This is a genomic window from Nocardiopsis sp. CNR-923, from assembly GCF_001942255.1.
Classification (GTDB): domain Bacteria; phylum Actinomycetota; class Actinomycetes; order Streptosporangiales; family Streptosporangiaceae; genus Nocardiopsis.
Window position 1 is genome coordinate 1 of the sequence record NZ_MKKC01000086.1, and the last position, 14,230, is coordinate 14,230.

9 protein-coding genes and 6 pseudogenes are annotated in these 14,230 nt (G+C 71.8%); 7 read left to right on the forward strand and 8 right to left on the reverse strand.

The features are described 5' to 3' along the window. A pseudogene (locus tag BJF83_RS13700) lies at positions 1 to 492 on the reverse strand (MerR family DNA-binding transcriptional regulator); the annotation flags it as partial. Positions 493 to 610: 118 nt separating this feature from the next. Here BJF83_RS13700 and BJF83_RS31105 point away from each other — a divergent pair. Further along, positions 611 to 1,402 (forward strand): erythromycin esterase family protein, encoded by a 792-nt coding sequence (locus BJF83_RS31105; protein WP_394329339.1) that lies wholly within the window; start codon positions 611 to 613, stop codon positions 1,400 to 1,402. A gap of 85 nt (positions 1,403 to 1,487) precedes the next feature. Next, complete coding sequence (locus BJF83_RS31110; RefSeq protein WP_394329340.1) at positions 1,488 to 1,859, forward strand: hypothetical protein; 372 nt, start codon at positions 1,488 to 1,490, stop codon at positions 1,857 to 1,859. Positions 1,860 to 2,622: 763 nt separating this feature from the next. On the opposite strand, the pseudogene BJF83_RS29155 reads toward BJF83_RS31110, so the two are convergent. Next, positions 2,623 to 2,859 (reverse strand): annotated as a pseudogene (locus tag BJF83_RS29155) (aminoacyl--tRNA ligase-related protein); the annotation flags it as partial. A 72-nt stretch (positions 2,860 to 2,931) separates the two neighbouring features. Here BJF83_RS29155 and BJF83_RS29160 point away from each other — a divergent pair. Together BJF83_RS29160 and BJF83_RS13715 are read left to right on the forward strand one after the other, a co-directional pair. Then, positions 2,932 to 3,174: a hypothetical protein gene (locus tag BJF83_RS29160; RefSeq protein WP_262391536.1), complete on the forward strand. Its 243-nt coding sequence runs from the start codon at positions 2,932 to 2,934 to the stop codon at positions 3,172 to 3,174. 128 nt (positions 3,175 to 3,302) lie between these two features. Further along, a pseudogene (locus BJF83_RS13715) lies at positions 3,303 to 4,196 on the forward strand (EamA family transporter); the annotation flags it as partial. 114 nt (positions 4,197 to 4,310) lie between these two features. Here BJF83_RS13715 and BJF83_RS13720 read toward each other — a convergent pair. After that, a complete protein-coding gene (locus BJF83_RS13720; protein WP_075926636.1) occupies positions 4,311 to 4,826 on the reverse strand; it encodes a GNAT family N-acetyltransferase in 516 nt (171 codons plus the stop codon). A 39-nt stretch (positions 4,827 to 4,865) separates the two neighbouring features. Here BJF83_RS13720 and BJF83_RS30530 point away from each other — a divergent pair. After that, a pseudogene (locus tag BJF83_RS30530) lies at positions 4,866 to 5,427 on the forward strand (helix-turn-helix domain-containing protein). Between the two features lie 213 nt (positions 5,428 to 5,640). On the opposite strand, the gene BJF83_RS13730 reads toward BJF83_RS30530, so the two are convergent. Next, positions 5,641 to 6,453 carry a TetR/AcrR family transcriptional regulator gene (locus tag BJF83_RS13730; protein WP_075926637.1) on the reverse strand — a complete coding sequence of 271 codons (813 nt, stop codon included), beginning with the start codon at positions 6,451 to 6,453 and terminating at the stop codon, positions 5,641 to 5,643. 164 nt (positions 6,454 to 6,617) lie between these two features. Here BJF83_RS13730 and BJF83_RS13735 point away from each other — a divergent pair, with 164 nt between their 5' ends. After that, complete coding sequence (locus tag BJF83_RS13735; protein WP_075926612.1) at positions 6,618 to 8,906, forward strand: excinuclease ABC subunit UvrA; 2,289 nt, start codon at positions 6,618 to 6,620, stop codon at positions 8,904 to 8,906. Positions 8,907 to 9,008: 102 nt separating this feature from the next. Here BJF83_RS13735 and BJF83_RS13740 read toward each other — a convergent pair whose 3' ends face one another. After that, positions 9,009 to 9,956 carry a serine hydrolase gene (locus tag BJF83_RS13740; RefSeq protein ID WP_075926613.1) on the reverse strand — a complete coding sequence of 316 codons (948 nt, stop codon included), beginning with the start codon at positions 9,954 to 9,956 and terminating at the stop codon, positions 9,009 to 9,011. Positions 9,957 to 10,125: 169 nt separating this feature from the next. Continuing rightward, positions 10,126 to 12,009 (reverse strand): annotated as a pseudogene (locus BJF83_RS13745) (ABC transporter ATP-binding protein). Between the two features lie 265 nt (positions 12,010 to 12,274). Here BJF83_RS13745 and BJF83_RS13750 point away from each other — a divergent pair. Further along, positions 12,275 to 12,844 (forward strand): GNAT family N-acetyltransferase, encoded by a 570-nt coding sequence (locus BJF83_RS13750; RefSeq protein ID WP_075926638.1) that lies wholly within the window; start codon positions 12,275 to 12,277, stop codon positions 12,842 to 12,844. A 35-nt stretch (positions 12,845 to 12,879) separates the two neighbouring features. Here BJF83_RS13750 and BJF83_RS13755 read toward each other — a convergent pair whose 3' ends face one another. Both BJF83_RS13755 and BJF83_RS13760 read right to left on the reverse strand, forming a co-directional pair. After that, positions 12,880 to 13,287 carry a MarR family winged helix-turn-helix transcriptional regulator gene (locus BJF83_RS13755; RefSeq protein WP_075926614.1) on the reverse strand — a complete coding sequence of 136 codons (408 nt, stop codon included), beginning with the start codon at positions 13,285 to 13,287 and terminating at the stop codon, positions 12,880 to 12,882. A gap of 107 nt (positions 13,288 to 13,394) precedes the next feature. Next, positions 13,395 to 14,191: pseudogene (locus BJF83_RS13760) on the reverse strand (class I SAM-dependent methyltransferase). Positions 14,192 to 14,230 lie beyond the last annotated feature (39 nt).

The window sequence follows — 14,230 nt, forward strand, 5'->3', positions numbered from 1 at the left end:
TCGCGGTCGGGGGTAGGCGGGCGGTGCGGTGGTCGGTCGCGGTCGGGTGGACGATGCCGGCCTTCTCCCAGGCGCGCAGGGTGGCCGGTCGCAGGCGGAGTTGGTGGGCCAGGGCGCCGATGGTGAGCGGGTGCGCGGGGGTGGGCGGGTCGTCGGAGAGCAGGCCGTGCAGGGCGGCTGCGACCTGGTCGAGGGTGGTGCGGTCGCGTTGGGTGCGGGCGTGCCGTCGTCGACCAGGCGCAGTGCGGTGTCGTGGTCGGCGGCGTTGGCGGCGCGCATGATGGCGGCGGCGTCCTGGTGGCCGTGGCCGGTGCGCAGCGCGAGGAAGGTGCGTAGGGCCTGGGCGTGCAGGGGCGTGTACTGGCGGAAGCCGTGGGGGGTGCGGGGCGCCGTGGGCAGGATGCCCTCGTCCTCGTAGTTGCGCACGGCCTGGGTGGACAGGCCGTGTTCGCGGGCCAGGTCGATGGGGCGGAGCCGGTCGAGGTTCGGCATGGTTGACCTTCTGTTTGAGGGTTTTTCGCTTGTTTGTGCGGTAGCAGCGGGATAAGTCTCCACCATGTCTTCAAGGATACGATCGAAGGTGTTTGATCGCTGATTCTGGAGGTGCGTGATGTCGGTGTCGTCTGCCGTGCGGGGGGCGGGGGCGCTCTTCGCCCATGGCGGTGCGGGGCTGGGGGAGGCGTTGGACGCCTTCTTGGCCTCTCGGCCCCGCCCGCCCCGGCTGCTGGGGTTGGGGGAGCCCACCCACGGGGTGGAGGTGTTCTGCGAGTTGCGCAACATGGTGCTGCGGAATCTGGTGGAGGTGTGGGGGTTCAGGTCGGTGGTCATGGAGAGCGACTGCCTGGCGGGGCTGGCGGTCGACGACTACGTCGCCTCGGGCGGCGGGAACCTGAACGAGGTGATGGACACCGGGTTCAGCCACGGGTTCGGGGACCTGGCCACCAATCGTGAGCTGGTGCGGTGGCTGCGTGAGTACAACGCCGAGCGCGACGCTCAGGAGCGGGTCCGGTTCCATGGTTTCGACGCTCCGATGGAGATGACGGGGGCGTCGAGTCCGCGGGCCGCCCTGAGCGGTCTGCACGGTTACCTGTCGGAGCACCTGGGGTCGGTGCCGCATGCCTGGGAGCGGATCGACGCGCTGGCGGGCGAGGACGGTGTGTGGACGGAGCCGGGTGCGATGTTCGACCCCGGCCGGTCGGTCGGGGCGTCGGAGCGGGCGCGGGAGCTGCGGGTGGTCGCCGACGACCTGGCGGCGGTGCTGTCGCTGAGGCGCCGGGTCTGGTGGCGGCGACGTCGCGGGAGGCGTTCGAGCGGGCGAGGTTGTTCGCGCGAACGGCTCGGGGCCTGTTGGGATACCACGCGGTCATGGCGCGTGTGGGGGACGAGGACGCGGTCCGCATGAGGCGGCTGGTGGCGGCCAGGGACGCGATGATGGCGCAGAACCTGCGGGCGGTCGCCCGTGCCGAGCGCGATCGGGGCCGTCGCTGGTGTTCGCGCACAACCAGCACCTGCGGCGCGACGCGAGCGCGATGTCCTTGGGGGGCACGGAGGTGGTGTGGTGGTCCGCCGGGGCGATCGCCGCCGTGGATCTGGGGGAGGAGTACGCGGTGATCGCCGCCGACACCGGGTCGTTCCCGGGGTTGGGGGCGGCGGGCGCGGACACGTTCCAGGGGGTGTTGCGCCAGGCCGCCGGCGAGGGGGCCCTGTGGTCGGCGGACCGGTTGGCGGCCGCGTTGGAGGGTGCGGCGGTGGCGGGGCGGGCCGACGCCGACTACTCGTACTTCCCGTTGGACCCGGGTGACCTGTGCGGGGTGGACGGCGTGCTCTTCGTCGGGGACGCCGCCCCCGGCCGGGACTGATCGGGGGCGGCGCCGTGGTGGGGTCACCACAGGGCGGTGCTGTGCGCGCGACCAGGTCCTTGACGTGGGCCAGGACCTGGTCGGCGGGGGCGGGGTCCAGTCGGCGGCCGTCGCGCAGGCGCAGGGCGAGGCGGTCGTCGCTGACTTCTCGGGCGCCGAGCACCGCCTGGTAGGGGACCAGGCGGGCCTGACGAACGCGGGCGCAGGGTGCCGCGTCGGGCGTCGCCCAGGTGGGCGCGCAGGCCCAGGTCGGTGCAGCGTCGCACGAGGTCGCGGGCGTGGTCGTGTTGGTCGGGGGTGACGGGCAGGACGGCGACCTGGGTGGGGGCGAGCCAGGCGGGGAAGGCGCCGCCGTGCTGTTCGACGAGGTGGGCGACGGCCCGTTCCACGCTGCCGATGATGCTGCGGTGCACCATACGGGCCGGTGGCGGGCGCGTCGGGTCCGGTGTGGAGCAGGTCGAACCGTTGGGGTTGGTGGAGGTCGACCTGGACGGTGGACAGGGTGGTCTCGCGTCCGGCGCCGTCGGTGACCTGCACGTCGATCTTGGGTCCGTAGAAGGCGGCTTCGCCCTCGGCGGTCTGGTAGGGGAGTCCGGAGCGGTCCAGGGCGTCGGTGAGCAGGGCGGTGGAGCGGCGCCACAGGTCGGGGGTCGTCGACGTACTTGCCCGCGGGGCCGGGCAGGGACAGGCGGTGGCGGGTGGGGGTGATGCCCATGGCGGTGTGGGCGCGGCCGATCATGTCGAGGGCGGCGACGGCCTCGTCGGCGACCTGGTCGGGGGTGCAGAAGATGTGGGCGTCGTTGAGGTGGATGGAGCGGACGCGGGTGAGTCCGCCGAGCACGCCGGAGAGCTCGGAGCGGTACATGCCGCCGATTTCGGCGATGCGCAGGGGCAGGTCGCGGTGGCTGCGGGGGCGTGAGCGGAAGATGAGGGCGTGGTGGGGGCACAGGCTCGGGCGCAGGACGACCTGTTCGGAGCCCACGTCCATGGGTGGGAACATGTCGTCGCCGTAGTGGGACCAGTGGCCGGAGATCTCGTAGAGTTCGCGTTTGCCCAGGACGGGTGAGTAGACGTGGTGGTAGCCGGCGCGGCGTTCGGCGTGGCGGACGTACTCCTCCAGGGTGTGGCGGACGGTGGCGCCGTCGGGGAGCCAGTACGGCAGACCGGAGCCGATGAGGGGGTCGGTGTCGAACAGGTCGAGTTCGCGGCCCAGGGTGCGGTGGTCGTGCATGGCGCGGTCTCCTCGCGTTGGGGGGCGAGTGACCGCGTGCGCGAAGCCCCGGGGCACTCGCCCCGGGGCTTGGTCAGACAGTGATCAGCGCGCCGGGACCGGTTCCGGCGTCGTCGTGTCGGTGGCGCGCTGCATGGCGCCACGGTAGCAGAGTGCCGGGCCGCGGGTCCTATGCTCGGCGAAGGTCCGATCATCACTGCTTGGAGGTACCGGTGTCCGTACGGCCCGTGCGTCATCGTGCGTCGGGGTTGGTGTTCGCTCTGGCGGCGGCGCTGGCGTTCGGTGGGGCGGGTGTGGCGGCGAGGCCGCTGTTGGAGGCGGGGATGGATCCGCTGCACGTGACGTGGTTGCGGGTGGCGGGGGCGGCGCTGGTGCTGTCTCCGGTGGCGCTCGCGCACTGGCGGCTGCCGGGGCGGCGGCCGTGGCTGGTGTTGGCGTACGGGGTGGTGCCGATGGCGGGGGTGCAGGCGTTGTACTTCGCGGCGGTCGCGCGGATCCCGGTGGGTGTGGCGTTGTTGATCGAGTTCTTGGGACCGGTGCTGGTGCTGGTGTGGTTCCGGTTGGTGCGTCGTACACGGGTGTCGCCGGCGGCGGCGGTGGGTGTGGTGTTGGCGGTGGCGGGTTTGGGGCTGCTGCTGGAGGTGTGGTCGGGGATGCGGCTGGACCCGGTGGGTGTGGGGTTGGCGTTGGGCGCCGCGGCGGCGCAGGCGGGGTTCTTCCTGTTGTCGGACGCACGGGCGGGGACGCCGAACCACTGGCGGTGATCGCGTTCGGTTCGTTGGTCGCGACGGTGGTGCTCACTCCGCTGGCGCGGCCGTGGGCGCTGGCGTGGGGGACGTGGTGGAGGGGATGCCGCTGGCCGGGGTGGCGGTGCCGGGGTGGGCGCTGGCGGTGTGGTTGGCGGTGGTGAGCACGGCGGTGGCGTACGCGATGGGTGTGTGGGCGATTCGTCGGCTGTCGCCGCAGGTGGCGGGGGGTGTGGCCTACCTGGAGGTGGTGACGGCGATCGCGTGGCGTGGGTGTTGTTGGGGGAGTCGTTGAATCTGGTGCAGACGGCTGGTGCGGTGGTGATCGTGGTGGGGGCGTACGTGACGCAGACGGCGGTGCGTCGGAGCCGGAGGGGGTGCGGGCGGTGGCGCTGGAGGCGGGGTCCGCGCGGGGCGTGGCCGATGACGGTCGCGTGCCGAAGGGGTGTTGACCGCTCGCGGGGGAGCGGGGCGTCAGGGTGTGTGGGCGGTGAGGTCGAGTTCGGCCCAGGCGACGTCGTGCCAGGTCTGGTGCTTGTACCCGATGCGGTGCATAGTGCCGACGGGGGTGAAGCCCAGGGAGCGGTGCAGGGCGAGGCTGGGTTCGTTGGGCAGAGTCATGCAGGCCACGGCGGTGCGCATGCCGCGTGCGGCCAGGGCGGGCAGGAGGGCCCGGTAGAGGGCTCGGCCGTGCCCGGAGCCGCGGCGGTCGCGGTCGAGGTAGACGCTGACCTCGCACGACCAGGCGTAGGCGGCGCGGCTGCGGAAGGGGACCGCGTAGGCGTAGCCGATGACGCGGTCATGCTCCTCCAGGACGAGCCAGGCGTGGTGGCGTTGCGCGGCGGTGATCCGTGCGGCCATCTCCTGGGCGTCGGGTGGGGTGAGTTCGAAGGTGACGGCGGTGTCGGTGGTGTAGGGGGCGTAGATGGCGGCGCAGGCCTCGGCGTCGGCCGGGATGGCGTCGCGGATGTGGGTGGTGACGGCACTCATGTTCATTATAGTAAGTCATGTGTGCACTATGGTGTGCACATGAGTGATCCTTTGGGCTTCGCCCTCGCCGAGACCCTGCGCGAGTTGCGCGCCACCCGCGGACTGACGGGCGCGCCCTGGCCGAACGGGCGGGGGTGTCGCGGGGGATGGTCAGTCGGATCGAACGCGGGGACGTACAGCCCACGGCGGTGCTGCTGGGGCGGCTGTCGGCCGCGCTGGGGATCACCTTGTCCGAGCTCATCGCGCGCGCCGAACACGAGGACCGGCGGTTGGCCCGCGCCGCCGACCAGCCGGTGTGGACCGACCCCGAGACCGGGTACCGGCGGCGCGCGCTGTCCCCGCGCCCGGGTGGGGCGATGGAGCTGGTCGAGGTCGAGCTGCCGCCGGGCGCGCGGGTGGCCTACCCCACCGACGCTACGCGTGGCGCCACCACCAGATCTGGGTGCTCCGGGGGGTGCTCGCCTTCCGCGAGGGCTCGGTCGAGCACACGTTGGAGGCGGGTGACTGCCTCGAACTGGGCGCGGCGGCGCCGTGCGTGTACCGCAACCGCACCGACGCGGACTGCCGGTACCTGGTGGCGATCGCCCGTCGCCACCCCTGAGCGGACCGCCCGGCCGTGGCTGTCGCAGGTCGTCCACGAGTGCTCCCAGGACGGCCACCCCCTCGCGGATGGCCGTGGTGGGACGCCCGGCGTACCCCGGGACCATGCCGCGGGAGACGCCCAGGTCGGCGGCGAGGGTGCGGGTGGCGGGCAGGAGGCTGCCTGTTGTTCATGGCGCGGGGCACGTTGCGCGACCGCGGGGTGGGGCAGGGGTCAGCGGGGTTGGCCGTCGGTCGTGGCGGTGAGGCGGCGTTCGATTCCGTCCAGCAGTGCTCCCATGCCGAATCGCAGCGTCTGCCACGCCTCCTGTTCCAGGTAGGGCTGGTCCTCGTCGTCGTTGGCGAAGGCGCCGCCTTCGGCCATGGCCGCCAGGGTGGGGAAGCGGGTGTCGAAGTCCGGGGCGACCTCCTCCAGTTGTGCGGACCGGGCGTGCCACCACTCGTCCTCGGCCGTGCCGGTGGCGGCGAGGGCCTGGCGTGCCTCGGCGCTGGTGCGCACCAGCCCGCGTACCAGGTTGAACAGGCTGCCGAAGGCGTTGCGGACGTCGCTGGGGCCGAGTCCGGCCCGGTCAAGGACCAGGGCCAGTGCTTCGAAGACGCGGTACTCGTGGGGGCCCAGGACGGGGCGGGCGTGGGAGACCTGGAGGGTCCAGGGGTGGCGGAGGCTGAACCTCCACAGGTGTTCGGCCCAGGCGGTGGCGGCCGTCCTCCAGGGCCGCTCGGTCTCCCCCTCCACGGCGTCGGCCAGTTCGGCGAAGGCGTGGTCGTACATGAGGTCGATGAGTTCGTTCTTGCTGGCCACGTAGGTGTACAGCGACATCGCCGATCTGCCGAGGCGCTCGGCCACCGCGCGCATGGACAGTGCCGCCATGCCGTGCTCGTCGGCGACGGCGACGGCCGTGTCCACGATCAGGTCCACGCTCAGTTCGGGTTTGGGGCCGGGGGCGGGGCGTTCGTCGGGTCGCTCGCCCCGCCACAGCAGAGCCATGGAGCGGCGTGCGTCACCCTGTCCGGCGTAGACGACCATCAGCTGTCCCCTCTCGGTGTCGGAGTTCACTCACGGTTAGCACTTTACCGCATAATGAGTTCGCTCGCCGTGGCTGGCTCGGAGTTTCCCAAATGGCGTTCGAACAAGTCTCCTTATGCCGTAAACTAGCGTTCGACATTGATCGGTTTACACCCTAAGGATGTGTGAGGACGACCGTGTGCCCCGAATCCGTCCCCGTCGCGGACACCCACGACACCATCCAGGTCAGGGGAGCCAGGGAGAACAACCTCGACGACGTGTCGGTGGACATCCCCAAACGCAGGCTGAGCGTGTTCACCGGTGTGTCCGGATCGGGGAAGTCCTCGCTGGTGTTCGGCACCATCGCCGCTGAGTCGCAACGCTTGATCAACGAGACCTACACCACGTTCGTGCAGTCGTTCATGCCGAGCCTGGGCCGCCCCGACGTGGACACTCTGCGCAACCTCAGCGCGGCGATCATCGTCGACCAGGAGCGCATGGGCGCCAACTCGCGTTCGACCGTCGGCACGGCCACCGACGCGGCCGCCATGCTGCGGATCGTGTTCAGCCGGGCGGGCGCGCCGCGTCTGGAGCCCTCCAGCGCCTTCAGCTTCAACAGCGCCGAGGGCATGTGCCCCGAGTGCGAGGGGCTGGGCCGCACCCACCAGGTCGACGTCGAGGAGTTGGTGGACCGGGACCTGTCCCTGAACGAGGGCGCCATCACCGTGCCCGGGTTCGCGGTCGGCAACTGGTACTGGCAGACGATGGCCCACTCCGGGATGGTCGACCCCGACCTGCGGCTGCGCGATTTCACGCCCGAGCAGTGGGAGACCTTCCTGCACGCCCCGGCCACCCGCGTCAAGCGCGAGGGCAGCTCCTTCACCTTCGAGGGGCTGCTGGTGAAGGTCCGGCGCACCCACCTGTCCAAGGATCGCGAGTCCATGCAGCCGCACATCCGCGCGTTCGCGGACCGGGCGGTGACCTACTCCGACTGCCCCGAGTGCGGCGGCACCCGCCTCAACGGACGGGCCCGGTCGGTGAAGGTGCGGGGGCGCACCATCGCCGAGTGCGCGGCCATGCAGATCGACGATCTGGCCGCGTTCGTGCGTACCGTCGAGGACCCGTCGGTCAAACCCCTGGTCGACAACCTCGCCCACACCCTGGACTCCCTGGTCGAGGTGGGCCTGGGCTACCTGAGCCTGGACCGCGAGTCGGGCACTTTGTCCGGCGGCGAGGCCCAGCGGGTGAAGATGGTGCGCCACCTGGGATCGAGTCTGAGCGACGTCACCTACGTCTTCGACGAACCCACCGTCGGACTGCACCCCCACGACATCGAACGGATGAACCGCCTCCTGCTCGGCCTGCGTGACAAGGGCAACACCGTGCTGGTGGTCGAGCACAAGCCCGAGACCGTCGCCATCGCCGACCACGTCGTCGACCTCGGCCCCGGGGCCGGGCCCGACGGCGGCCGCCTGACCTACACCGGCGACGTGGCGGGACTGCGCGCCTCGGGCACCCTCACCGGCCGCCACCTCGACCACAGGGCCACGCTGCGCGAGAAGGTCCGCACTCCCACCGGCGTCATCTCCATCACCGGCGCCGACAGCCACAACCTCAAGGACGTCAGCGTCGACATCCCGCTCGGGGTGCTCACCGCCGTCACCGGCGTGGCGGGGTCGGGCAAGAGCTCGCTCATCCACGGGTCCCTGCCGGGCCGCGACGGCGTGGTCGTGGTCGACCAGTCACCGATCCGCGGATCGCGGCGGTCCAACCCCGCCACCTACACCGGTCTGCTCGACCCGATCCGCACCGCCTTCGCCCGCGCCAACAAGGTCAAGGCGTCCCTGTTCAGCGCCAACTCCGAGGGCGCCTGCCCCGAGTGCAAGGGCGCCGGGGTGATCTACACCGACCTGGCGATGATGGCGGGCGTGGCCTCCACCTGCGAACAGTGCCAGGGAACCCGGTTCCGGCCCGAGGTCCTGACCCACACGCTGCGCGGCAGGAACATCAGCCAGGTGCTGGCGATGTCCGTGGAGCAGGCGCGCGACTTCTTCACCACCGGCCAGGCCAGCGCGATCCTGAGACGGATGCACGACGTGGGCCTGGGCTACCTGGGCCTGGGGCAGCCGCTGACGACACTGTCGGGCGGTGAACGCCAACGGCTGCGGCTGGCGGTGAACATGGCCCGCGAGGCGGCCGTGTACGTGCTGGACGAGCCCACCAGCGGGCTGCACCCGGCCGACGTGGACCGGCTGCTGGCGCTGTTGGACCAGCTGGTCGACGACGGCGGGACGGTGGTGGTGATCGAGCACCACCAGGCGGTCATGGCGCACGCCGACCACATCGTGGACCTGGGGCCGGGAGCCGGGCACGACGGCGGCCGGGTCGTGTTCGAGGGATCCCCGGAGCGGATGGCCGCCGAGGCCGACACGCTCACCGCCCGGCACCTGCGCGCCTACCTGGGCGGCGTGTAGGGGCCGGGTACGGGTCCCGTTCTGTTCCAGCGGTGTTCGCGGGGCTCCCCGCCGCGCGCGAAGGGTCCCGGCGCGGGCGGCGGGGTCGACGACCCGCCCGGGTCAGGCCCGGTCGGAGCCGTCCGAGGTCAGCGGCAGGTCCGGCGCGGCGGGCGACTGCGGCGCGAGCGGCCTGAGGGCGGTGGGGCCGTCCTGGTGCAGAGCCGTGTGCACGGCCCCGGAGATCATCTCGATGGTCTCCACCCCGTGGGCCATGCCGTCGTTGCCGTCCGTGAGGACCGCCATCCGGTACGGTCCGGCCTCCGTTCCGCTGATCGCGCCGACACTGTTGACCCGCCAGACGTCGGTGCCGTCGTAGGGAAGCCAACCGTTCTTGTTCATGATCCGGGCCCCCTCGGGGGCGCCCGTGGGCACGCCCCAACGCTGTTCGGGAATCACGTTCTCCATCAGGGCGCGGGCGTAGGCGCGGTTGTCGGCGCGCAGCACCCCGTTCCCCTCGGTGAACAGTCCGAGCAGGTGCAGTTCCTCCCGCGCGTTGATCTTCATCAGCCCGGTGTAGTTCTGCGGGTGCAGGATCGTGTTGGGCATGTCGGCGCGGTCGAGGAAGTCCTGCATGCGCTCCCGGCCGAGCTCGTTGCGCAGCTCGATGGTGGCGGCGTTGTCCGAGACCGTGATCATGGCGGTGGCCAGCTCGTCCTCGCGCTCGGTCAGCTCGCGCCCTTGTTCCTGCGCGTTCCACAGCAGGGTGGCCAGGACGATGAGTTTGCCGACGCTCGCGGCGTCGTACCCCTGGTCGGCCTGGTGGCCGCAGGTGAGGTCTCCGCCGAAGGCCGTGAGGCCGAACCCGAAGTCGGTGTCCCCGCCGGCGTTGATCGCGACGATCGCGGACTCGATGGCGGCCGCTGCCTCGGGGTGCTCGGCCGACTCGCACAGTGAGCCGTAGGTCTGTTCCTGGTCCGCGTGGGCGGCGGTCGGGGCGAGCCCGAGGGTGAGGACGGCCGCGGCGCCCGCCGCTGCGAGTCCGGGCCAGGACGAAGGCTTCGGGGACACAGCGCGGGGGGTCGGGGAGGATGCCCGGTGATGGGTGTTCAATGTGGAACCTGTCCAGTCGACTTCAGAGGAACCGATACGCGAACCGAGGGTCCCGCACGGTCGCAGGACCCTCCTTGCCCCCTATCGAGGGCGGTGCTCGCCGCGGTTCCCCGCGGGGGCGCGGCGCTCAGAGGGCGGGGACCGAGTCGGGTTCGCCGGTGGCGAACTGGGTCCGGTACAGCTCGGCGTAGCGTCCGCCGCCAGCGAGCAGTTCGGCGTGGGCGCCGCGTTCGACGATGCGGCCGTGCTCGACGACCAGGATGGCGTCGGCCGCGCGGATGGTGGAGAGCCGGTGCGCGATCACCAGTGAGGTGCGCCCGCGCATGGCCTCGGTCAGAGCCTCCTGGACTGCGGCCTCGGAGGTGGAGTCCAGGGCGGAGGTGGCCTCGTCCAGGATGACCACCTCGGGGTTGGTGAGCAGGAGGCGGGCGATGGTCAGGCGCTGGCGTTCGCCGCCGGAGAACCGGTAGCCGCGTTCACCGACCACCGTGTCCAGTCCGTCGGGCAGGGCGGCGACCAGGGTGTCCAGGCGGGCGCGGCGCAGTGCGTCCCACAGTTGGTCGTCGGTGGCCCCGGGACTGCCCAGGGTGAGGTTGGCGCGGATGGTCTCGTGGAAGAGGTGGCCGTCCTGGGTGACCATCCCCAGGGTCTGGCGGATGGTGTCGAAGCTCAGGTCGCGTACGTCGTGCCCGCCGAGGCGGACGGCGCCGGCGTCGACGTCGTACAGGCGCGGGGCGAGTTGGGCGATGGTGGACTTGCCCGCGCCGGAGGAGCCGACCAGGGCGACCATCTGGCCGGGTTCGACTCGGAAGGTCACTCCGTGTAGGACGTGCCCGTCGTCGGCGGTGTCTAGGGCGGCGACCTCCTCCAGGGAGGCCAGGGAGACCTTGTCGGCGCTGGGGTAGCCGAAGGTGACGTCGTCGAACTCCAGGGAGGTGGGCCCCTGGGGCAGGGCGCGTGCGCTGGGGTGTTCGTCGACGAGGGGTGCCAGGTCGAGGATCTCGAAGACGCGGCCGAAGCTGACCAGGGCGCTCATCACCTCGACGCGGGCGCTGGCCAGCGCGGTGAGTGGGGCGTACAGGCGGGTGAGGAGCATGCCCATGGCCACGACGCGCCCGCGTCCAGGTGGCCGCGCAGGGCGTAGAAGCCGCCCAGGCCGTAGACGAGTGCGAGGGCGAGCGCGGAGACCAGGGTCAGGGCGGTGAAGAAGACCTCCTGGACCATGGCGGTGCGCACGCCGATGTCGCGGACGCGGCCGGCGCGGCGGGCGAATTCGGCGGACTCCTCGGCGGGGCGGCCGAAGAGCTTGACGAGGGTGGCGCCGGGTGCGGAGAAGCGTTCGGTCATCTGGGTGCTCATGGCCGCGTTGTGCTGGGTGCGTTCGCGTTCGATGCGGGCCAGGCGGGCGCCCATGCGGCGGGCGGGCAGGACGAACACGGGGAGCAGGACGAGCGCGAGCAGGGTGATCCGCCAGGAGAGGCTGAACATCACGGCCAGGGCCAGGGCGAGGGTGACGAGGTTGCTGATGACGCCCGAGAGCACGCTGCTGAAGGCGCGTTGGGCGCCGATGACGTCGTTGTTGAGGCGGCTGACCAGGGCGCGGTGCGGGTGCGGGTGAAGAAGGCGACCGGCATGCGCTGGACGTGGTCGTAGACGCTGGTGCGCAGGTCGAGGATGAGTCCCTCTCCCAGGTGTGAGGACAGCCAGCGCAGGGTCAGCCCCAGGGCGGCCTCGGTGACGGCGATGGCGGCGATGGCGGCGGACAGCAGGAGGATCACGCGCGGTGCGGAGCCGTCGATGACGGCGTCGACGACCCGTCCGGCGAGGAGGGGGGAGGCGACGGCCAGGGCTGCGGTGGCCACGCTCAGGGCGAGGTACCAGCCAGGTGGCGGGTGTGGGGGCGGGGCGAGGAGGCGATGCGCCGTAGCAGGGGCAGGGAGAACGGGCGTTGGTCCTCGCGGGCGTGCATGGCGTGGTAGATCGAGCTCCACGCGGTCATTTCCATGCTCATCGGATCGTGGGGCGCTGGCCCCGGCCTCCTCGCGGTGGGGTGCGGTGGGTGACCGGAGTGGCTCGGGGCCGTGTGCGGGCCGGTCACCACCGACCGTAGAACCTCAATCATTGTTTAGGTCAAGTATGCCGAGGATTCCGGGACGGTCCGATCGTGGACCGGGCTCCGGCGCCGGGGGCGCAGCGGTGTGCGCGGCCCGTCGGGGGTGCCCGATACTGGGGACGCAGCGAATCGGAACCACCGGGGGAGGGCCTGGGTGACCACCATGGAGACCAACGGCGCGGCGTCGCGGGACGAGCCGGAGCTGACCTATCGCGCGGCGGCCAGGGGTGACGTTCCCGCGTTGGTGGAGCTGGTCAACTCCTGCTACCGGGGGGACGACTCGCGGCGGGGGTGGACCACCGAGGCCGACCTGCTCGGCGGGCAGCGGGTGGACAAGGACGGCATGGGCGAGCTGTTGGGCCGCACCAACGCGCTCGTCCTGGTCGCCGAGGCCGAGGGTGAACTGGTGGCCTGCTGCGAGCTGCGACGGGACACCAGCGGCGCCTATTTCGGAATGTTCTCGGTCCGTCCCACCGCCCAGGGCACGGGGCTGGGGCGCCGGGTGCTCGCCGAGGCGGAGCGGACCGTGGTGCGCACGTGGGGCTGTCGCGTGATGCGCATGAAGGTGCTCAAGCAGCGGCAGGATCTGATCTCGTGGTACGAGCGGCGGGGGTACACCAACACCGGTCGGATCTCCCCCTTCCCCTACGGTGACGAGTCCTTCGGCAAGCCCAAGCGGCCCGACCTGGCCTTCGTCGAGCTCACCCGGGAGCTGTCCGACGATCTGGGCTGACGGGCCGGGGCGCGTCGTGGGTCGGAGGGGCGGGGTCAGCCGCGTTCGAGGTTGGCGGACATGCGCTCCAGGACGTCGACGGTGGCGCGGTACTCCTGGTCGGTGATGCCCTGGGCCAGGCGGCGGCGTGCGTCGCCGACCTTCTCGAACAGCGCGTCGTGGGCGGTGCGTCCGGCTGCGGTGAGGGACAGCGGATCGGAGCCCTCGACCCATCCGCGGGCGCGCAGCTGCTCGACCACGGGGGCGACGCTGGACTCGCCCTCCTCCAGGAACGGGGCGAGCCGCCGGTCCAGGTCGGCCACGGCGCCGGGGTCGGAGTGCAGGGAGGTGAGCACCTGCCAGTGGCGGCGCCCGAGCGTCTCGGTGGACAGCACCCGGTCGAAGTCGTTCTCGATCAGCCGGTCCAGGTGCTTGATCCAGTAGCCGATCGGCAGGTCGGACATGGTTCCTCCAGCGTGGGCCGCGGTGAGTCGACGCTATCCCGTTCCCGCCCGGCCTGACCAGCCGCCCCGCGTGGTGTCGCCGCCCCGGCCACGGGGGCGGCGGTCGGTCAGGCGCGGCAGACCAGGGCGCGCGCGGGATGACGAACACGGCGTCGGGGTCCTGGCTCCACCGGGTCCAGCCCGCCGAGATCTCTTCCAGCTCCTTGCGGGTGGCGTACCCCTCGGCCAGGGCTTGGCGGCCCATGTCGGATTCCAGGATCCGTTCGGCCCACATGCGGCCCCACCACGTGCGGCGCTCGGGGCAGGAGTGGCTCCACGCCTCGGACACGTAGGTGAGGTCGGTGAATCCGGCGGCGTGCGCCCAGGCGACCATGTGGCGTCCGGCGTCGGGTTCGCCGCCGTTGGCGCGGGCGAGGCGCTGGTACAGGGACATCCACGCGTCCAGCTCGGGCGGGCGCGGGTACCAGAACATGCCGGAGTAGTCGCTGTCGCACACGGTCACGACACCTCCGGGTCGGGCGACGCGGCGCATCTCCGCCAGGGCGCGCACCGGGTCGCCGACGTGCTGCAGGACCTGGTGGGCGTGGACGATGTCGAAGGTGTCGTCGGGCAGTCGCAGGTCCTGGGCGTCGCGGACCCGGAAGTCGATGTCGTCGACGCCCGCCCGCTGTGCGGTGGCCCGGGCGAGGTCGAGGGCCTCGGCGGAGGAGTCCACGGCGGTGACGGGGCCGGGGGCGACGCGTCGGGCCAGGTCGACGGTGATGGTGCCGGGGCCGCATCCGACGTCCAGCAGGGAGCGTCCCGGGACCATCCGGTCCAGCGCGTAGGCGGTGGAGTTGGCGGCGTTGCGCCAGCGGTAGGAGTCGGTGACCGAGCGGTGTTGGCCGTGGGTGTAGCGCGACATGGGGACTCCCCTTCCTCTGGGCGGCGTGGCGTGCCCGTG